The 20,071-nt window shown below is 39.7% G+C and carries 22 protein-coding genes, 1 pseudogene and 1 riboswitch; of the genes and pseudogenes, 17 read left to right on the top strand and 6 right to left on the bottom strand.

Translation table 11 applies throughout. The features are described 5' to 3' along the window. Window positions 1–19 precede the first annotated feature (19 nt). Both LJC66_RS18545 and LJC66_RS18540 read left to right on the top strand, forming a co-directional pair. Complete coding sequence (locus LJC66_RS18545; protein ID WP_230933239.1) at window positions 20–532, top strand: sigma-70 family RNA polymerase sigma factor; 513 nt, start codon at window positions 20–22, stop codon at window positions 530–532. 19 nt (window positions 533–551) lie between these two features. Continuing rightward, a complete protein-coding gene (locus LJC66_RS18540) occupies window positions 552–1,715 on the top strand; it encodes a DUF4179 domain-containing protein (RefSeq protein ID WP_230933238.1) in 1,164 nt (387 codons plus the stop codon). A 45-nt stretch (window positions 1,716–1,760) separates the two neighbouring features. On the opposite strand, the gene LJC66_RS18535 is transcribed toward LJC66_RS18540, so the two are convergent. Further along, window positions 1,761–2,180, bottom strand: a complete 420-nt coding sequence (locus LJC66_RS18535) for a MarR family winged helix-turn-helix transcriptional regulator (protein WP_063247511.1) — start codon at window positions 2,178–2,180, stop codon at window positions 1,761–1,763. 143 nt (window positions 2,181–2,323) lie between these two features. On the opposite strand from LJC66_RS18535, the gene LJC66_RS18530 reads away from it, so the two are divergent. Further along, a complete protein-coding gene (locus LJC66_RS18530; RefSeq protein WP_230933237.1) occupies window positions 2,324–2,671 on the top strand; it encodes a DUF6054 family protein in 348 nt (115 codons plus the stop codon). Between the two features lie 205 nt (window positions 2,672–2,876). Beyond that, window positions 2,877–3,260 (top strand): FixH family protein, encoded by a 384-nt coding sequence (locus LJC66_RS18525; RefSeq protein WP_230933236.1) that lies wholly within the window; start codon window positions 2,877–2,879, stop codon window positions 3,258–3,260. An 80-nt stretch (window positions 3,261–3,340) separates the two neighbouring features. Here LJC66_RS18525 and LJC66_RS18520 read toward each other — a convergent pair whose 3' ends face one another. Then, entirely contained in the window at window positions 3,341–3,721 is a 381-nt protein-coding gene (locus LJC66_RS18520; RefSeq protein WP_230933235.1) for a VOC family protein, read from the bottom strand. Between the two features lie 329 nt (window positions 3,722–4,050). Between LJC66_RS18520 and LJC66_RS18515 the strand changes: the two genes are divergently transcribed. Continuing rightward, entirely contained in the window at window positions 4,051–4,218 is a 168-nt protein-coding gene (locus LJC66_RS18515; protein ID WP_230933234.1) for a hypothetical protein, read from the top strand. Between the two features lie 159 nt (window positions 4,219–4,377). Here the strand turns inward: LJC66_RS18515 and LJC66_RS18510 are convergent, their stop codons facing one another. Further along, window positions 4,378–5,307 (bottom strand): DUF3298 and DUF4163 domain-containing protein, encoded by a 930-nt coding sequence (locus LJC66_RS18510; protein WP_230933233.1) that lies wholly within the window; start codon window positions 5,305–5,307, stop codon window positions 4,378–4,380. A gap of 424 nt (window positions 5,308–5,731) precedes the next feature. Between LJC66_RS18510 and LJC66_RS18505 the strand changes: the two genes are divergently transcribed. The 5 genes from LJC66_RS18505 (at window position 5,732) to LJC66_RS18485 (ending at window position 9,405) form a co-directional block, all read left to right on the top strand. Further along, on the top strand, window positions 5,732–5,989 hold the full coding sequence (locus LJC66_RS18505; RefSeq protein WP_013058246.1) for a FeoA family protein: 258 nt from the start codon (window positions 5,732–5,734) through the stop codon (window positions 5,987–5,989). Beyond that, window positions 5,982–6,713 (top strand): FeoB small GTPase domain-containing protein, encoded by a 732-nt coding sequence (locus tag LJC66_RS18500; RefSeq protein ID WP_098599270.1) that lies wholly within the window; start codon window positions 5,982–5,984, stop codon window positions 6,711–6,713. Before LJC66_RS18505 ends, LJC66_RS18500 begins: the two co-directional genes overlap by 8 nt. A 13-nt stretch (window positions 6,714–6,726) precedes the next feature. Next, entirely contained in the window at window positions 6,727–8,094 is a 1,368-nt protein-coding gene (locus LJC66_RS18495) for a nucleoside recognition domain-containing protein (protein ID WP_372586383.1), read from the top strand. 177 nt (window positions 8,095–8,271) lie between these two features. Continuing rightward, window positions 8,272–8,955 carry a hypothetical protein gene (locus LJC66_RS18490; RefSeq protein WP_230933231.1) on the top strand — a complete coding sequence of 228 codons (684 nt, stop codon included), beginning with the start codon at window positions 8,272–8,274 and terminating at the stop codon, window positions 8,953–8,955. A gap of 72 nt (window positions 8,956–9,027) precedes the next feature. After that, window positions 9,028–9,405, top strand: coding sequence for a hypothetical protein (locus LJC66_RS18485; protein ID WP_230933230.1), 378 nt, complete (start codon window positions 9,028–9,030; stop codon window positions 9,403–9,405). A 142-nt stretch (window positions 9,406–9,547) separates the two neighbouring features. Here the strand turns inward: LJC66_RS18485 and LJC66_RS18480 are convergent, their stop codons facing one another. The 3 genes from LJC66_RS18480 to LJC66_RS18470 all read right to left on the bottom strand — a co-directional run bounded on the left by LJC66_RS18480 (window position 9,548) and on the right by LJC66_RS18470 (window position 12,031). Next, entirely contained in the window at window positions 9,548–9,991 is a 444-nt protein-coding gene (locus tag LJC66_RS18480) for a hypothetical protein (RefSeq protein WP_230933229.1), read from the bottom strand. Window positions 9,992–10,284: 293 nt separating this feature from the next. Beyond that, window positions 10,285–10,665 carry a FixH family protein gene (locus LJC66_RS18475; protein WP_230933228.1) on the bottom strand — a complete coding sequence of 127 codons (381 nt, stop codon included), beginning with the start codon at window positions 10,663–10,665 and terminating at the stop codon, window positions 10,285–10,287. 259 nt (window positions 10,666–10,924) lie between these two features. Beyond that, window positions 10,925–12,031 carry a GntR family transcriptional regulator gene (locus tag LJC66_RS18470; RefSeq protein ID WP_230933227.1) on the bottom strand — a complete coding sequence of 369 codons (1,107 nt, stop codon included), beginning with the start codon at window positions 12,029–12,031 and terminating at the stop codon, window positions 10,925–10,927. Window positions 12,032–12,368: 337 nt separating this feature from the next. On the opposite strand from LJC66_RS18470, the gene LJC66_RS18465 reads away from it, so the two are divergent. The 7 genes and pseudogenes from LJC66_RS18465 to LJC66_RS18440 all read left to right on the top strand — a co-directional run bounded on the left by LJC66_RS18465 (window position 12,369) and on the right by LJC66_RS18440 (window position 19,856). Beyond that, window positions 12,369–14,000, top strand: coding sequence for a xylulokinase (locus LJC66_RS18465; RefSeq protein ID WP_230933226.1), 1,632 nt, complete (start codon window positions 12,369–12,371; stop codon window positions 13,998–14,000). Next, window positions 13,994–14,692, top strand: a complete 699-nt coding sequence (locus tag LJC66_RS18460; protein ID WP_230933225.1) for an L-ribulose-5-phosphate 4-epimerase — start codon at window positions 13,994–13,996, stop codon at window positions 14,690–14,692. The genes LJC66_RS18465 and LJC66_RS18460 overlap by 7 nt, the downstream gene beginning before the upstream one ends. Before the next feature lie 29 nt (window positions 14,693–14,721). Continuing rightward, window positions 14,722–16,146 carry an L-arabinose isomerase gene (gene araA, locus LJC66_RS18455; RefSeq protein ID WP_230933224.1) on the top strand — a complete coding sequence of 475 codons (1,425 nt, stop codon included), beginning with the start codon at window positions 14,722–14,724 and terminating at the stop codon, window positions 16,144–16,146. A gap of 147 nt (window positions 16,147–16,293) precedes the next feature. Further along, entirely contained in the window at window positions 16,294–17,673 is a 1,380-nt protein-coding gene (locus LJC66_RS18450) for a sugar porter family MFS transporter (protein WP_121945662.1), read from the top strand. A 473-nt stretch (window positions 17,674–18,146) separates the two neighbouring features. Beyond that, window positions 18,147–19,022: a metallophosphoesterase family protein gene (locus LJC66_RS18445; RefSeq protein ID WP_230933726.1), complete on the top strand. Its 876-nt coding sequence runs from the start codon at window positions 18,147–18,149 to the stop codon at window positions 19,020–19,022. 154 nt (window positions 19,023–19,176) lie between these two features. Further along, a pseudogene (locus LJC66_RS27980) lies at window positions 19,177–19,404 on the top strand (hypothetical protein). Window positions 19,405–19,604: 200 nt separating this feature from the next. Then, entirely contained in the window at window positions 19,605–19,856 is a 252-nt protein-coding gene (locus tag LJC66_RS18440) for a hypothetical protein (protein ID WP_025750813.1), read from the top strand. Window positions 19,857–19,935: 79 nt separating this feature from the next. Then, window positions 19,936–20,046: riboswitch (SAM riboswitch) on the top strand. Window positions 20,047–20,071: the final 25 nt, after the last annotated feature.

Below are 20,071 nucleotides of genomic sequence, written 5' to 3'. Positions count from 1 at the left end.
AGCGGAAAGGAGCAATGTCATGGAAGATGACTGGATTGTTGCGAGTATAACACGAAAAAAAGAAAAAGGATTAGAGCTGTTAATTGATCAGTACGGAGGGTTAATTACGGCCATTGTACGCAAGCATCTAGGCACGCTGAAAGGTTATGAAGAAGAGTGTGTAAACGACGTATTGTTAGCCGTGTGGCATCATATTCACCGCTTTGATTCGGAAAAAAATACGTTTAAAAACTGGGTTGCGGCTGTTGCTAAGTACAAAGCCATCGACTATCAGCGCAAATACATAAAAACGCAGCACGAACCGCTTGGCGAAGCGGAGTTTGGTGAAATATCAGGAGTTCATAACGTTCAAGGGGACGACGTGGAAGAACTTTTAGGTCACCTAAATGAAGGAGACCGGGAGCTGTTTAAAGCGTATTACTTACAAGAAGTCGAGCTAAAACAAATTGCTAAAAAACAGAAGACTACCATCAGCAATTTATACAACCGGCTGTCGCGCGGACGAAAAAAGTTAAAAGCTATTTTTAAATAAGAAATAAGGAGGGACAAAGATGAAAAATCAGTACGACTTATTAAATGGATCTTCTATAGATGTTGATGAATATGAAGAAATCGAGCTAACGGCAAGCGAGAAAAAACGAATGAAAAAACGTTTAAAACGTGAAATAAAGCCGGCGCGGAAAAAAGCGCGTCCGCTGATTGCCGCTGCGGTGCTGCTGCTTGCTGTAACGCCTGTGATGATACAAAACGAAACGGTATGGGCATCGGCTGTGCGAATCAGTCAGCAGCTTGGTCAGCAAATCGAACTGCTTATGAACAAGCCTGAAGGCAGCTTGAGCAGCTATAAAAAAGCGGTAAATGAAACGGCAACGGACCAAGGTATTGAAGTAAAAGTAAATGAACTAATGCTTGATGACGGACAGGTACTGCTTGGGCTGACGATCAGCGCAGATGAATTTAGAAGAACGGCACTAGGGCTTAACCGAAACACCCCAATTCGACCGGGAGAGCTGCGCGTGAAAATTGGTAATCTGTCGTTTTTTGATTCGGCTTCCAGTATCAGAGAGGAACCAATCAAAAACAAAGACGGAAGCTGGGACTATCTGTATGCTTTAAAATTAACGCAAGCGGACACGAACGGAGACGGGAAAATCGATGTGGAAGGCTACAACGTGCTAAATCATATTGATCCAAACAAAAACTATCAAATCAGCGCGCAGTTCACAAGCCTCGAATTTGAAAAGAATCCTGGTCAGACGAAAAGCGGGAACTACCGGGATTCGTACGGAGAAATTAAAGGGAATTGGACCGTACACACCAGCGTAAACGGCTCAAAAATTATTGCTGATACTAAAGTGTATCCGTTAAACAAAGAAATTCCGATTAACGAAAAAGGAATAGAAGGTGTATTGTCCATTAAAGAAGTTCGCGTATCGCCTGTTTCGATTAAGCTGCACTATACGTTTACATCGTCAACAGGAAGCATTCGAAACGGAACGAACGTGGGCGTAAAAATAAAAGACCAAAATGGAAGAGATCTTTCTGAAAGCGGCAGTGGAGGAGGAACAGACAGAGTGCTAGAAATGGACGAAGAATATCGAAACGACAAAGGAGTGGTTATGCTGCGATTTGTTCCGTATGTAAGTGATTACGAAAACGACAGTTCAAAAAATTTAACCTCGGAAGCCTTTAATTTGAAGGTAAACAACAACTAATCAAAATAAAAACCAGATGCCTGCTTAGCGGGCATCTGGTTTTTGTTAGATATCCATTTTATTTAACAAGCGAAGAAACGTCTGTAATTCTTCATCCGTAAAATGGCTAAGCTTTTCGCCATATTCTTTGGTGAGTACTTTTTCCATTTCTTCTGCAAACGCTTTTCCTTTATCCGTAATGGATAAGTAGACAACGCGACGGTCTTTTTGACTGCGTACGCGCGTAACAAATTCTCTTTCCATGAGACGGTCGCTGATGCACGTCATGCTGCTGTTTGAGATGTGCATATGCTCGGCAATCTCAGAAACGATATGATTCCCTTCTTTATACAGCATGTGAAGCGCTAAAAATTCATTTAAAGGAATATATGATTTTAAAGTAGGGATAACGGATAGCTGCATTTTTTTCGTTTGGTTTCGCATCGTTGAAACCACATTTTGGATAAGTTCATCTCGTGTATTCATTGAGGTTGTGTGCTCCTTTTTCCGTTCAAACAATTCTTTTTCTTTTCTATTGTACCATATTGTACATAAAGAGAAGCGGCAGGTTTTTTAGTGGGAAAAAGAGAAGTAGTACATATCTGTTGCGATAGAAAGGGGCTTGAGTGATGGAAAAGGTAATTGAGTTTAAAACGACGCTGCTTCCTTTTGATGGAGCAAAAAAGCTTGTGAATGCAAATAATTCGGAAAGTGACTTATTATACAAGGAATATTATGATCTCGGAGACGGCAAGCAGATGTGTACGCTTGTGTTTGAACGCTATTTTTTCCGCACCGGCGGCAGGGGATCACTAATGATTATTTTAGAAAATGTGTCCGGTCCAAACAAAGTAAAGTGTATTCCTTCAGGAAGCGCAGAAGGAATACTAAATATTGATTGGGGAGCAAGCAAGGATTTTGTACGATGGGTAGAAAACGCACTGTCTGCTTATACGCTAGAAGAACCGCAAAGATAAAGGCAAAGCTGGAGAAGGCAATAAGCTTCTTCAGCTTTTTTTGTGAAGCGAAGGGCGAGTAGAGAAATGAAAAGATGCAAAAGCTACTGTAGAAATAAGAACTTTATGTGGACAATAATCATTTTTTCTCTTTTTACCAGATAAATGAGTATAATATGAAATTGCAGGAAGACTTCACATTTACATAACAAAGGAGAACAACATAATGAAAAAACTCAGCATCGTATTATTCGTTTTAATGATAGCTATAGTAGGCTGTTCAAAAGGAAATGATTCACGTTCAAAAGAAGTAAAAGGAACGATTGAAGTACCGGAATCAATTCAAGCAAATGAACAAGTCAAGCTTAAAGTCCTTGTGACGCAAGGAGACAAAAAAGTGGAAAACGCCGATGACGTGCAGTTCCAAGTTGAAAAAGAAGGCTACATCAATCAAGAAATGACAAAAGCACCGCACGAAGGAAAAGGCGTCTACAGCACGGACTATACGTTTAAAGAAAGCGGTGAATATACGATTACCGCTCACGTTACGGTAGACGGTGACATGAAAATGTTTACGAAAAAAGTAGAGGTAGGTAAGTCTAAAGAGTAAAGCTTATAGTCGAAAAAGCGGCTTATATAGTCATTAAAAAAGAGAATGCCTCGCGCATTCTCTTTTTTTATAGGGTTGCTTTAATCTACGTAATTGGATAACTCAATCAAATTGTAATCAGGATCTCTTACATAAACAGAAACGATCGGACCTACAGCACCCGTTCGTTTGACGGGTCCTTCTTCAATTTCTACATCATGTTTTTGTAAATGACTAATTATGCTTTGGATTTTTTCTTCTGTGATAAAACATAAATCAGCAGAGCCGGGAAGAGGATGCTTTGCTTTTGGCTCAAATTCATGGCCTGCTTGATGTAAGTTTATTTTTTGTTCACCAAAACGAAGCGCTATTCTTCCTTCTCCGAACGTTTCTTTTTGCATGCCTAAAATAACCGTATAAAAGTGAGTCGTTTTTTCAACGTCTTTTACCGTTAGTACAAAATGGTCTAATTTTTTAATCATGTCGCTTCCTCCTAACAATGTGAACTTTCTTCCTCTGAAAATAGAGTAAGTATTTAATGGGATCTGAGAGGTTTTTCTATAAATAAGTATATCCTTTATAAGGAGGAGGATAGTCAAAGACAGCTGTATGTCCATTTCTAGTTCAAAAGAGTGTTTTATAAATAGCCTGTTTTTTAAAATATTGTGGTTTTACACAATGCATTAAAGGGTTATGGAATTTTATGTTAATATTAGATGAAAAGAGGCTTTTATTTTAGTAACTTGGTCTAGAAATATTGTTGATTAGATGCGTTAAAAATTTAAATACATATAAGAATGGAGATGCTCGTATGTCTATGGGGATACTTTCTTTAAGCACTTTTGTTATCTGGTTTGTAGCCATTCAAGAGTTTTTAAAGCCTGAAAAGAATCAGAGTAACCGAAAAATAATGATGTTAACATCCGCAGGCTCCTTGCTGACGCTAGTTCTGACCATTTCTCTTTTTCAAACGCTATAAAAATACTTCTAAAAGCGGTTTTTCCTAGGCTATAAGAAGCGGAGTAGGGCTCACCTTTCTTTTTTGCTCCGCTTATTCTGCAGAAAAAAAGAAAAAGAAGCATGTGAACTGATGGTTCGCATGCTTCTTTTTTCATGTACTAGGCTATATACGACTATCTTATTTATAAACGCTGGACGGGATTTTAAACGTATGAATGCCGTTAGAATACGGGCCGTACTCATACTCACCAAATATAATGGCAATGTCGTTACTTGTATAGTAAAACTGATCTTCTTTTAAGTTTACAGACTTAAATTCATTAACCCAGAACTGAGCACCTTTTTTATTGCGGGCAATCATTTCATTGCGAATATAGTTATTAACTTTATTTAGCTTCGTATTATTGTTAATAATATCTTTTAAGTTGATTTGTCGAGCTTTTAACAAATCGTAATTGTACGTATCAATCCAAGCGTTGCCGTGAACGCCGCCAGCGTACGCATCATTGGTAATAGCAACACTTAAAATATTATCTTGGTTGTAAGGTACAGAGTATGTCATATTACGAGAATAAGGACCTGGCGCCCAGCCGTTTTTACGGTCTTCCTTCTCTTGTTCTTTTAGCTCGTTGTGTTCTTTTTGGGCTTCCTTTGCAATGTTTAAAAACTTTCGATTGTAGCTAACCTCAAATGGTTTATTGATAAGGCCGGATACCTGCGGATAGCTAATGTTGCTCGCTAAAGATTTCTTTGTAACCGTTACTCCTAGTGCTTGAATTTTGTCACTAGGCGCTTTTTCATACTTCATACTTGATGACTTCTGAGCATAGGTACCCTTTGATACCCCATACAGACCACCAAATTTGCTAGACTCAGAATACACGCGGAATACTTGCCCTTTTGTCACTTTTCTAGCCGCTGCTAACTTGTTGTTTTTAATATTGTAAAGATTCGTGTTCTTTAAAACGGTAATGCGTCCTATTTGCCCTTTAACCAGTTCCTGATTCCCCCACACGACTTTTGCTTCTGAAACTGTTTGCGGAGCAAGCGGTGAAAATAACAAAGCCAAACCTAAAACAACTGCGCTAACTCTTTTGAAGCTTTTCATAAAAGCCCCCTAAAGTGATTTTTGTAGGTTTTAAAACCAATACATACTTTATTTTCCAAAAAAGTTCATTCACTAGTATAGCACACCTTTACATTTTTTTACTTTTGTTAATTCCTTTTTACGGAATTATTTTTGACTTACTTTTATTAGAAAAAATAGACCAGCGTTCAACACTTTATGCCTTCAGTAGAAATAAGAAAAAAGTCAGTTATTTACCCTAGACTAAAAAAGTTTCCTGTGGTAAACTTTCGGTATCATGACAAGTAAAAACTGAAAATTTTAAATAAATTATGCTGACATGTTCATTTTTCTGCACCAGCAGAATACCCTATTAAAAATCAACGAGCATATTTTTTTACCTTAAAAGTTGGTCTGATGAAAAAAACATAACCTTAGGTAAAAAAAAAGAAGGGACGAAAAATAGATGGCTAGTGTAAATAATTATCCATTGTCTACATTTACGACAGGTGAAACGGTACAGCTCGAACGAATCGAAATCGAAGGTGCGTTAAAGCGCCGCTTGTTAGATTTAGGTTTTATTCCAGGAGCCATCATCAAAGTGCTTCAAAAAAGCCCGTTGGGAGATCCTGTTGCTTATCAAGTCAGTCATACAACGATTGGTCTCAGAAAAGAAGAAAGTTCAAAAATTTATGTGAAAAAAGTAGGTGATGACGGTGAGTAAGTATCGTATAGCATTAGCAGGAAATCCGAATACAGGAAAAAGTACGTTATTTAACGGGTTAACCGGTCTTAAGCAGCATACGGGAAACTGGACGGGAAAAACCGTAGCCAAAGCAGAAGGGACGTTTGAACATCACCAGCAGCTCTACACAATCGTCGATTTACCTGGAACGTATTCACTTTATTCAAATTCGGCGGATGAAGAAGTAGCGCGCGATTATATTTTATTTGAAAGACCTGACGTTACGGTTGTTGTGGTGGATGCAACGGCGATGGAACGAAATCTTAATTTAGCGCTGCAAGTGATGGAAATGACGGAAAACGTCGTGATTTGCGTGAACTTAATGGATGAAGCAAAGAAAAAAGGAATTGTGATTAACGAAAAAAAGCTCGCTGAATCGTTAGGCGTACCGGTTGTGCCTATATCAGCTCGCAATAAAAAAGGAATTACGAATTTGCTAGATGCGATTGAAGGAGTCGTACGCGGGCAAGTAAAGCTTAATCCTTACCAGGTGCAGTACACAAAAGAAATAGAAGCGTCACTAAAGGAGCTAGAACCTCAAGTCGCTTCTATTGTGGGAAATCAATTTCCTCTGCGCTGGATTGCTTTACGGGTTCTTGATGGAGACACGTCATTTTTAGAAACGATTCAGCAGCGTCAGCAGCAAGATATCAGTCACACAGAAAGGAGGAACAGCGCATATGGGAAATCCGTTAACTCCTGAAAACTCATTAGCGATGGAACAGCTAACGCGCTATGCGCAGCAGGCAAAAGAAAAAGATCATCGTTCAAATATGGTCGCAAGTATTTATCAGTCTTCACAGCAAATATGTAAAAAATCAGTTGTGTACCAAGATCGCTCAAAGCTTCAGCGTACGGAGAAATTGGATAAAGTCTTCACTTCGCCAATTTGGGGATTTCCGATTATGCTTGGTATTTTATCAGTGATTTTTTATATCACTATAGCAGGCGCAAACGTTCCTTCCGGATTAATAGCACAAGGGTTCGGCTGGGCGGAAGGGTACTTAACAGCTTTCTTTCAAGCGATGCATGCACCAGAATGGCTGCACGGAATTCTTGTATTAGGGCTGTTTCGCGGTACGGGATGGGTCATTAGCGTGATGCTGCCTCCAATGGCCATCTTTTTCCCGGTGTTTGCCCTTTTAGAAAACTACGGCTACTTGCCTCGCGTAGCGTTTAATATGGATCGTCTGTTCAAGCGAGCAGGTGCACACGGCAAGCAGTCGCTGACGATGGCGATGGGATTTGGATGTAACGCCGCAGCGATTATGTCGACTCGTATTATTGAATCGCCGCGTGAACGTATGATGGCGATTTTAACAAATAACTTTGTTCCGTGCAACGGCAGATGGCCTACGCTGATTTTGTTAGCTTCTTTATTTATGGCGACCGGCTTTACAGGAAGCGCTAAAACATTCGTAACAGCGCTTGTGGTAGTCGGAACGGTGTTATTTGGAATTGTTGTGACGCTGTTTGTATCGTGGGCACTGTCTAAAACGGCGCTGCGCGGAGTACCAACACACTATACGCTAGAGCTCCCGCCTTACCGTAAGCCAAAATTTGTAGATACAATTGTGCGTGCGACGCTGGATAAATCGCTGTTCGTGTTAAAACGCGCGATTATTGTTGCAGCACCCGCAGCGGTGTTAACGTGGGTATTGGCTAATATTTATATCGGTGACACAAGTATTTTAATGCACTTTGTTCAGTTTCTTGATCCGTTTGCCAAGACGCTGGGGCTAGACGGGTATATATTAGCTGCTTTTATCATTGGCTTGCCGGCTAATGAAATTGTTGTACCGGTTCTACTGATGGCGTATTTATCAACGGGCTCATTAATTGAAATTGAAGATGCGACTCGACTTAAGCAAATTTTCCTTGATCACCACTGGACGTGGCTAACGGCTCTTAACATGATGTTGTTTTCGCTTCTGCATTTTCCGTGCGGAACGACGCTTGTGAATATTTATAAAGAAACCAAAAATGTCAAGTGGACGTTTCTTGCTTTTGCGATTCCAACAGTGATTGCGATTGGCGTTACGTTTGCGGTTGCTCAAGTGGTAAGAGCGTTTAACCTTATTTAAATATGAAATAAAAGTGCAGGGCTCTTGAGAGAGTCCTGCACTTTTTTATAAGTCTCGAATTCAATGGATTTTTAGTTTTAGCAAGATTAATTGATATTTTTTAGGGGAAATGGTAATTTGTATGATGTGCGCTTCGTTTATGATGCACATACATGTAACTTCTGGGGGAGAACAACTATGGCAAAAAACAAGGTGGCAGAAACCATCTGCTGGCTGGCAATCCTTGCTCTTCTTATTCTCAGTATCGTAAATGTCGTTTATAAAGGTACAAAACAAACGCTTCTATTTACAAGAGATGAGCTGAAGTCTGGAGAAGTAAGCAAAAGCTGGGAATCATTTCGAAAAGAACAGCAGCTGTCACAGAATAAAGCAAAAATAGAAGATTTTCGTTTAACGCTAGATAGAGATCAAAACATATCTTCTATGCGGTTTACAGTGATAGATACTTCTGGTCATAACTCCTATAAAATGCTGGATTACAGCTCTTGTTTTTCATGTGAAGATCAAGGAGAGGACCGGTTGACGGTTACAAGTGACAAAGTTGATGGAAAGCCTGCTCAATACAACCGACTAATGACGGCAGATGAGTTTTTTTCGAAGGTAGAAACCCTTAACAACCAGCGTTTCTTTACAACTAGTCGCTATGCGTACACGCACCTTCATTCTTCCGGTGAGTACGAGAATACGAGTTATGACGGCCCTTACTTTATTTTAGAGGGAACGGAGTTAAAACAGCTACAAACCTCTCATTCTTTGGACAAAGATTATCGTAATTACGGCAGCATACAAGTGATTGGCAGTAACAGTTCAGGAGGCTATGAGACAAACGAGGGTACAACCAAGAGTGTCATCATTAGGTAAAAAAAGCTGCAGTTTGCACCACGAGAGATTAATAGAAAAAAGCGCCAATGAAATGCTAAAAGGAGGCTGACCGTGGGGATATTTTTTAATAAAATAGATTCAAAAAAAGCTAATAAGTATCAAACAAGGCTATATTCTTGCTTCACCATTCTCATCATAGTGAATGTGATTAACAGCTGGTTTCTCGATTGGCTTTGGCTTTATATCACCACAAGCAGCGTTCTTGTTATACTAGTGATATTCCTGCTCAAAACACCTAAACGTGATTTAGATGAAGAGCGGAAGCAGCTAGAAATAGAGAAAGACGAGGCTTTTGAAAACAGAGTCAATTTGATGGTTATGAATGGCCGAAGCGACGTTCAGGTTATTAAATACATACGAAAAGAAAAAAATCTTGGTTTGCTTCATGCGAAGCAGTATCTTGACCGTATCAAAGAATCAAAGAAATAATAAAAGCGACCGTTGACAAGAATAGCGGGTTCGGTTTTGAAGTGCAAAGTAATAAATAGCATATCAAAAAAAACAGATTTTTTCGTAGGCTTTTCGGTATTAAAATAACCAAAAAGGACTATCAGGTGATGGTCCTTTTCGCTTAAATACCTAATATCGAAATGTACCCGTTATTTTTACTCTTTTCAGTTATCCAAGTTTGGAATTCGCTGATAACTTGAACTAAATCACTAACATGTTGATTGAGGTTTTCTTTGGATTTTTTCTCCGTGCTATCCAGATAGAAAAAACCGATATGATTTTTTAATTCATCAGCTTTTGGATTATCCATTAAAAATAATTTAAGGTTTTCTAGTTCCTCTACAATCAATTTCCAAGTCTCTCGGCTTATCTCACTCATTCCCCAAAGAGAATATTTTTTGTAGTATTTTTCAATCGCACTGGAAAAGTAAGTGAATGTTTCATCTGTGAAAAATATTGATTCTTTAGTCCAGTGTTCACCTGTGTATTTTCCAGGTTTTATTTCCACATAACAAGTCCCCTGTAAGGAGTCTAAATCACGAATAATTTTAATAGGTTCTGTCAAATTCGTTCCTCCCAGTAGTAATTATCTAAGTTAAATAATATTTTTTATCACATCAATAGTAGCAACAATTCAGAAGCTTATTCTAGCATGATTTTCAAGCGCATGACATTAGTCATTTTCAATTTATTAGTATGCTGATCTATAGACTAATTACCGATACACCCTACAAAATCATCAAAATTAAAAGGTTCAAACCATATGTGGTTTGAACCTAAAATTATGACGCTATTTAAGTTTTTTTACTCTTAATCCAATACTTTATAAGAAGCATAGGACGCTTTTTGATAGGCTATTTACTTTTTCTCGCCAACCGTCACTTTTTTCGTAAACATTTTCATGTCGCCTTTTATCGTCACATGAGCGGTAATCGTATATTCGCCGTCGTCTTTGAACGTATAGTCGGTGCTGTATGCGCCGTTACCTTCGTGTTTTGCATCGATCATTTTCTGGTTAATATAGCCTTCTTTTTCAACTTGAATCTGTACGGCGTCTGCATTTTCGATTTTTTTATCTCCTTGTGTAACGAGTACGTTAATAGATGTTTTTTCGTTTGCTTTAATAGTTTGCGGTACTTCAATTGTTCCTTTTACTTCCTGTGACTGCTGCTCATTTCCTTTTGAACAGCCGACCACCGCAATGACTAAAACGAGCAGCAGCATACTAAGTTTTTTCATGAATATCTCCTTTTTCATCTTACATTCTATTAGTAAATAAATTTCTCTATAAAACTTTATCACTGAAGTCATAAAAAAAAATCATCCCAATGAGTGATTTTTACGGGTGTTCATGTAAAAGAATTGAACAAGTTGTTACAAAAGAATAGGGTATTAAGTTTTGGTATGAACCGGTTCATTACACAAAGAAGGAGATGCATAATAATGTGCATCCCCTTATCTCATAAGAAGTTTTATAGACCTCTAAGGAAGCCTTCTTTTAACGAACTTCATCACGCTTGGCATTTAACTCTTTAATCGTTTCACCTTCAACTAACACAGGCTGATAGTAGGTTTCGTTTGGCAACTCTTTTTTGCCCTGCAGCTTTTTAATAATCCAATCCGCCGCGTCGTGTCCCATTTGTTCCTGCGGGTGGGTTAACGTTGTTAAATTAATCGTTGCATTTTTAGCGATGTAGGAGTTGTCCTGACCAATAATTGACAACTTGTCCGGAATGGAAATGCCAAGCTGTCTGCATACATTTACAACTTCTAATCCGACTTCATCGTTATAGCAGACAAGAGCGGTCATTTCATCTTGGTTTTCAGTAAGAAATTCTTTTAAATTAGCATACAAATCAAGCTTTGTTTCGGTGTTAAAAGACAAAATATGCTCAGGCTGAAAGCGGAGCTTTGCTTCACCGAGCGCTTTTATGTAGCCTTTCATTCGGTACTTTCCTTGCAGGTCATCCATTTTTGCGATAAGCCCAATTTGCGTATGTCCTTTTGAAATTAATTCATTTGTGGCAAGGTAGCTTGACTGAACGTCGTCTAGACAAAAAAACGGAACGTCCAATTCTTCGTAGTAGGCGTTAATCATTGTAAACGGAACGTCTTGTTCTTTGAATGATAAATAATACGAGATGTTTGGATTGTACAAATTGCTTTTTGTAGGCTCAACAATTAGACCGTCTACTCCGTAGGAAAGCATCATTTCCAGCGCTTTTTTTTCTTGTTCCACATCGTTATTCGTGCTCGCCAGCAGCAGCGAATAATTATCTTTATTTAACCTGCTTTCAATTCCGCGAATAATAGAAGGGAAAATATAGTCGGAAATATACGTGGTAATTACACCGATTGTTTTGTTGGCAGAAGCCCCGCTAGATTTGGATTGATACTGATTGCTTACATAGGTGCCAGATCCTTTTTCGCTTCTTAAAAATCCTTCATTCGACAGCTCTAAAATGGCTTTTCGAACCGTATGTCTGCTGACACCATACGTTTCTTGCATGACCGATTCAGTCGGAATTTGTTCGCCTATGCTGTAATCGCCTGAAAGAATTTTGCTTTTTATATCCTCAATAATCACCTGATATTTTGGCTTCATGTTTTCACTTCTTTCGTAGTTGTATACATTCAACTTTTTTATGTGTAAAATTTGTATGGACATATTTTATCATGAACGTGAATAAATGAAAAGATTTCCTTGGTTTTTAATCGAAAGGGAAATGATTTAAGGGTTGGATACCGACTTTTTAAGAGTTCAAGAAGGAAAGAGTAGGGTGTTTTGAATATTTGTGTGCATATATAAATTTTATGTTGACAAATGTACGTACAAATAAATATACTTAAGTTGTTAACAAATTCAAACAGCGTTACATAAAACGGAAAGCGCTTCCTTACTGCTATAGGTATTGTTATAGCTATCAGAAAGGAGATTAAACGTGAAAACAACTCAAGAAAGCATAAAACAAGCAATTGCTAAAGGGAAAACGTCTCTTGGAATTGAACTTGGATCTACTCGTATTAAAGCGGTGCTGATCGATGAAAACTTTGAAACGATCGCATCTGGAAGTTATGAATGGGAAAATCTCTTAGAAGACGGTTTTTGGACGTACAACTTACTCGATATTATTACAGGTCTGCAAAGTGCTTACCGTGAAATGAAGCAAGAAGTAGAACGAAGCTACGGAATCACGATTCGAACAGTTGGCTCCATTGGCGTTTCAGCTATGATGCACGGATATATGGCGTTTGATAAAACAGGTGAGCTGCTTGTTCCGTTTCGAACGTGGCGTAATGCAACAACAAGCGCAGCAGCAAAAGAGTTAACTGAACATTTCCAATTTAATATTCCTGAACGATGGAGCATTGCGCATCTCTATCAGGCAATCATCAATCAAGAAAAACATCTGCCGCGCATTGATTACATGACAACGCTAGCCGGCTATATTCACTGGCTGCTAACAGGCAGTAAGGCGCTTGGCATTGGAGATGCTTCGGGAATGTTTCCAATTGATGAACGCACGCAAAATTACAGTGAAGATATGATGAAGCAGTTTGATGAGCTTATTTCTTACAAAGGGTATCCGTGGCAACTATCAGATATTCTGCCTGCAGTTCATACTTCAGGCGAGCAAGCAGGTACATTAACAGCGATAGGAGCTAGCATTTTAGATCAATCAAAAAATTTGCAGCCGGGCATTCCGTTTTGTCCTCCAGAAGGAGATGCGGGAACGGGAATGGTGGCGACAAACAGCGTAAGAAAACGCACGGGAAATGTTTCAGTAGGAACGTCCGTTTTTGCGATGATTGTACTTGATAAAAAGCTTTCAAACGTTTATCCGGAAATTGATTTGGTTACTACGCCAAACGGCAGTCCAGTTGCCATGGTTCATGCGAATAACTGCTCAAGCGACTTAAACGCCTGGCTCGGATTGTTTCGTGAATTTTCGGAGGCGATGGGGCAAAAAGTAGAGTCGGATAAATTGTTTGAAGTGATGCTAAATAAAGCGCTAGAAGCTGATCCTGATGGAGGGGGCTTGCTCAGCTACGGCTATTTCTCAGGTGAAAATATTACGGGAGTAGAAAGTGGACGTCCGCTATTTGTCCGTTCAGCAAAAAGCAATTTTAATCTAGCAAACTTTATGCGTACACATCTTTTTACAGCTTTTGGCGCTTTAAAAATAGGGATGGATCTTTTAGTCAAAGAAGAAAACGTAAAGATTCACAGTATTTTAGCACACGGAGGATTATTTAAAACGCCGGTAGTCGGTCAGAAAATGATGGCAGCGGCAATCAACACGCCTGTTTCCGTCATGGACACAGCTGGAGAAGGCGGCGCGTGGGGAATGGCTATTCTTTCTTCTTATATGCTCAATAAAAGTGAGAATGAAAGTTTAGAAGATTTCTTGGATGATAAAGTCTTTAAAGAAGTGACCGCCCAAGAAATTTATCCTGACGAACTCGACGTAAAAGGATTTGAAGCATTTATTAAAAGATATAAAAAAGGGCTAGTGATTGAAAAAGCAGCTGCAGAGCACCACAGCGAAGAACGGGAGGAGTTAGTGTGCTAGATAAATTAAAAGAAGAAGTATTTCAGGCAAACGTCGATTTGCCAAAACACGGACTGGTCAAGTATACGTGGGGAAATGTAAGTGCCATTGATCGAGACAGCGGTTTGTTTGTAATTAAACCAAGCGGCGTGACGTACGAGAAAATGACGGCGCAAGACATGGTAGTCGTTGATTTAGAAGGTCGCGTGGTAGAAGGTGAGCTTAATCCGTCATCTGATACGCTGACGCATGCCGTACTCTATAAACATTACCCGCAAATCGGCGGTATTGCCCATACGCATTCGACGTGGGCGACCATTTGGGCTCAAGCAGGACTTGATGTACAGGCAATGGGTACCACTCATGCCGATACCTTTTATGGTTCGGTACCGTGCGCGCGCTTTTTAACAGAAAAAGAAGTGAATGACGGATATGAAGTGGAAACGGGCAAGGTGATTATTGAAACATTTGAAGAGCGCGGCTTAGATGTGCTAGCGGTTCCTGGTATTTTACTTCAAGGGCACGGACCGTTTACGTGGGGAAAAGATGCCAAATCGGCGGTAATGAACAGCGTCGTATTAGACGAAGTATCCAAAATGAACTTTTTTACACAAAAATTAAACGGGCTGGCTGAAGAGCTGCCGCAGCGTATATTAGACAAACATTATTTACGAAAACACGGACAAAACGCGTACTACGGGCAAGGACAATAAAAGACTTACATACAGAAAAGGGGATTATCATGTTAAAAACAGCTCAAAAAGAATTTTGGTTTATTGTTGGTTCACAGCATCTTTACGGAAAAGAAGCACTAGCAGAAGTAAAAGCACACGCGCAAAGCATGACCGATGCTTTAAATGAAAGCGGTATCTTGCCTTATCCGATTGTTCTGCAAGATTTAGCAGTGAGTACTGACACGGTTACAAGCATGATGAAAGAAGTGAATTACCGAGATGAAGTTGCCGGCGTAATCACGTGGATGCATACGTTCTCGCCTGCAAAAATGTGGATACGCGGCACCAAGCTACTGCAAAAACCGCTGCTTCATTTGGCAACACAATTTAACGAAAGCATTCCCTGGGAAACGATTGATATGGACTTTATGAACTTGAATCAGTCCGCTCACGGTGATCGTGAATACGGCTTTATCAACGCGCGTTTGAACAAGCAAAATAAAATCGTAGTAGGCTACTGGGAGCGCCCTGAAGTACAGCAGCAAATTGCTCAGTGGATGGACGTAGCCGCTGCTTATAACGAAAGTTTTAACATTAAAGTTGCGCGTTTCGGTGACAATATGCGCAACGTCGGCGTAACGGAAGGAGACAAAATTGAAGCACAAATTCAATTTGGCTGGACGGTTGACTACTTCGGAATCGGTGACCTTGTTCAATATGTCAATGCCGTTAAGGAAGAAGAAATCAATGATTTATTTGCTGAATATGCCGACGCGTACGAATTTGTCTACGGTGATTATTCTGCAGAAGACTGGGAGTCTAGCGTAAAAGTACAGGCAAGCTATGAAATTGCGATTAAACGTTTTCTAGACGATGGCGGCTATAGCGCTTTTACGACTAACTTTGAAGATCTATACGGTATGAAACAGCTTCCTGGTCTAGCCGTACAGCGCTTGATGGCACAGGGATACGGATTTGCCGGTGAAGGAGACTGGAAAACAGCCGCGCTTGACCGCTTGCTTAAAGTAATGAGCCATAATCAGTCAACGGGCTTTATGGAAGACTATACGTATGAATTGGCTCCAGGACGTGAGTCTGTGCTTCAATCACACATGCTTGAAGTAGACCCGACGCTAGCGGTAAACAAGCCAAAACTAATCGTTTCTCCGCTAGGTATCGGTAACCGCGAGGATCCGGCCCGCTTAGTGTTTGACGGTAAACAAGGAGAAGGCGTAGTGGTTTCCATGGCTGACTTTGGCACGCATTACAAGCTGTTAATTAACGAAGTATCGGCATTTAAGCCGGAAGTTCCAGCTCCACATCTTCCGGTGGCGCGCGTGCTTTGGAACATTAAGCCAAACTTCCAAGACGGCGTTAAAGCGTGGATTGAAAACGGAGGAGGCCATCATACGGTACTTTCATTAAATTTAACGACCGATCAAATCGTGAGCTATGCAAAGCTTGTTGATCTAGAGTACGTCATTATTAAGTAAGCATCACTACTTTCGAGGGAGCACTGCTTCCTTGGAAGTAAAAATATAGTGTTAGTAAAAGAACGCCGTTTTTAGAAATAAATGAAAGCGTTTTAAATTTGTGTGATAGGAAGCAAAACTAAGACAATACAAAGGGGATCTATAATCATGAGTAAAGTATCAAGTAAGTTTATCTTCTTCTTCGGCTCATTTGCCGGTATTTTATTCGGTTATGATATTGGGATTATTGCTGGTGCAGAAGGTCATATCCGTGAAGCGTTTCATTTGAGTCCGCTCTGGCTGGGGATTGTGGTTTCGTCGCTAATGGGAGGAGCAATTATCGGTTCCATTTTAAGCGGATTATTAGGCGATAAGTTTGGACGAAGAAAGTTAATTTTAATTTCGTCGATCATCTTTCTTTTAGGCTCCATCGGTTCAGCGATTGCACCAGAGGAAATTACGTTAACGATTGCGCGCGTCTTTTTAGGTACAGCAGTAGGAACGGCTTCTTCTTTGGTTCCTGCCTATATGTCAGAAATCGCACCCGCTCATATTCGCGGGAAGCTTTCAGGTTTAAATCAGCTAATGATTGTAATTGGATTATTATTAAGCTATATCGTAGCCTTTATTTTTGAGCCGGTTCCAAACAGCTGGCGATTAATGCTTGGCAGCGCCGGTATTTTTGCAATTGTATTATGCATCGGTATGATCAAGCTTCCAGAGTCGCCGCGCTACTTAATTAAAAATGGAATGCCAGATAAAGCGCGTGAAGTGCTGCGTACGCTTCGCCGCTCAACAGCTGAAGTAGAAGCTGAAGTGTCTGAAATTGAAAGCGTAGCTGTGCATGAACAATCAGGCATTAAGCAGCTGTTTCAGAAAAAGTTTCGTTTAGCATTAATAATCGGCGTCGGAATGGCAACTTTTCAGCAGATTCAAGGCTCAAACTCAATTGTTTATTATGCAACAAGCATTGCTCGTCAAGTTGGTTTAGCCCCGCAGGTAGCTGCTGGTTTTACGGTTATTGTTGGGGTAATCTTTGTCGTGACAACACTTATTTTTCTGCAGTTTGTCGATAGATTCAACCGCCGTACCATTCTTACGATTGGCGGCGCGGGTATGGCTCTTTCATTTTTTACACCGGCTATTCTAGGAGCGTTAGGCGTTAATGAAGTCGTTGTTAACTGGGTTACGTTAATTGCTCTTTGCTGCTTTATCCTTTGCTATGCGTTTTCTTGGGCGCCGCTTACGTGGATCATTGTAGGAGAAATTTTCCCGCTTTCTGTACGCGGAATCGGTGCTGGGATTTCATCTGCTTTTAACTGGACTGGATCGCTGGCAGTAGGGCTTGTGTTCCCAATTTTAGCTGATCAGTTTAGTTTGGGCGTTATCTTTTCAACGTTCGGGATCATTTGTATTCTCGGATTATTCTTCATACGTTTTGTAGTTGTTGAAACAAAAGGACGTAGCCTAGAGCAAATTGAAACGGACATGGCAGCTAGGTCTGGAAGAAGCTCTGTACCTCCAGTTGAGCGTAATAAATATGTTTAATGGTCGTAAATGTTTTAAATATAAGGTGCTGAGATAAAAGTATTTTAGCTGAAGTAAAAAACGAACCACTAATCAAAAACTTTGATTAGTGGTTCGTTTTTTATGGTGAACGCAGGTTTCAGCTGTTTCGTTTCTTCTAGCAGTTGATTGGAGAGCAAGGCGAAGACTCCTGCGGGAAAAGCAGTTCAGCTCATGTCGGCCTTTGTTTGTCCCCAGCCTCTTTCTTAGTAGTAGATACAGAGATTTCAGCTTTTACCCTGTCATATTAGTGCCTAATAAAATGAAAAGATAGGTTAGCTTATTATAGTGTGGACTTTAATAGATATTCATAACTAGCAATTTCTAAAACGAAAGCTAAATGTGCGTTCTGCTTACAAGAAGATAGTGACCTTCACCAACAATTTCTCATATAAATAAGTAAGCTTGTTTACTTTTAACTAAATTTATTTATTAATAGGGGGATTAACTAGTTGATGAATTTGACGCTTCATGAACGTTCTGAAAAGTTATTAAAGCAAAGAATTAAACAATTAAACCCGAGAGATCCATTTAACTTTGTTTTTATGGGAGACAGCAGAGGTGACGGACCAAACGATGATTGTTTCACGATGAGCGGTGAATTTGAGCTTGTGTTAAAAAAGGCGGTAGAATTGAACCCGCTGTTTATTATTCATGGGGGAGACACCGTCTATACAGGGAAAAAAGAGTATTTGGAGCATTTTGTTAAAGTTGTTGAAAGAATCGCACCAAACATTCCTATGTTTGTATGCGTAGGGAATCATGATGAACTGTACCTTGATGAAAGCAATCTCGAAAACTTCAGAGCCACTATCGGAAAAGTACACTGGGTCATTGATATTCCTGTCTTTAACTTCCGGTGCATCGCATTAAATAATGTCATCAGTCCCAAAAACAAAATATATGGATTTACAGATAGAGAGCTTCATTATTTAGAACAGCAGCTAGAGGGTGCTCCTCGTAATACCGTTATAGCCATGCATGCACAGCCAAATATCGGTCGGTGGACAAACCTTGAAGGGTTTCCTGTAACGACTCCTCAAAGTCAAGAATTTTTTGATTTAATTCAAGAACACCGCGTGAAAAAAGTGTTAGTCAGCCACGTGCATGCGTATGACGAGCAGTTTATTAGAAAAAATAGAAACGGGTCGTTTACGCTTGGAAGAGGCACTGATTTTGTATTGTCAGGAGGCGCCGGTGCTCCCCTTGATTTTGAGCCGCCTTTAATTTTAAATAATTATAATTTTACAGAGTTTTTTGTAAGCAGGTACGACATTTTAGGTCCTCTTCTTTGGAAGGATTTTGGAGGACCTCGAAGAAATTGTTTGTAAAAACAAGAAAGTAGAAAGCTAGGTTCAAAAAAAGAGGCTGGAACAAAAGGGTTTTGGACGAAGTGAAACGAATCATCGATCAAGATGTGTGATTAGTGGTTCGCTTTTTTGTTAGGGTAAACGTAGGTTTCATGTGTATAGGTCTTTCTAGCAGGTGATTGGAGGACAAGACGAAGACTCCTGCGGGAAAAGCGGAACAGGTGAGACCCCACAGGAACGTATGTGACGAGGAGGCTCAGCGACCGCCCGCGGAAAGCGAAGTCTTGTACGGAAATCAACAGCGGTGTCAAAAGTGATTCAGCTCATGTACCCATTTGTCTTTAGATTAGATTCATTTCGTGATGTCTCAACCTCTTTTGGAAAACCGTACGAAACCTTGTAGCAGAAGGCTCAGTCAAACGTTATAATAGATAATGAATGATGATATATTCTCTATATTTGTCATATATTTGTATTACATATGTAATTGAAGAAAAACATTCACTTGATATACTGTTTAATGACTTAACTTTATCTTAAAATTTACAGTGAAATGCCTGTTTATAGAGGCTTAGAACATACACAGCAAATGGAGGAGCAATCATGGCAAATGAAAAGATGCAAGAAGGACTTGATCGTTTTATCAAGGAAGATTTAAATGACCTTTTAGGTAGACTGTTCCCCCTAATGGACCGGGAGTGTGCCGAAGAAAAAAGAAAGCTTATCGAAACAGCGGTAGAGTACATTTATTCGTCAGGATATCACCAGGGAGCAAAAGATTTAATCGAAACACATCGAAAAGATGATTACAAATTATTAAGGCAAAAATTAGCGTCAACGCCTCCTGAAAACTGATTTTTTAAAAAAATTTTTGACAACATAAATCTAAGGTGTTAAGATGACTCTACATTCAAAATATTATAAACAATTAAAACTCTTATTGAGAGAGGCGGAGGGACTGGCCCTGTGAAGCCCGGCAACCATTTAACATTTTTGTTGAAAAGGTGCTACATCCTGCAAAGCGTACAGCTTTGAAAAATAAGAGAGGATTTCATAGATACTATGCCTCT

The sequence above is a fragment of the Priestia sp. TSO9 genome (genome assembly GCF_021029645.1).
In the GTDB taxonomy this organism is placed as follows: Bacteria; Bacillota; Bacilli; order Bacillales; family Bacillaceae_H; genus Priestia; species Priestia megaterium_E.
This window is presented reverse-complemented; position numbering and strand designations above follow the sequence as displayed.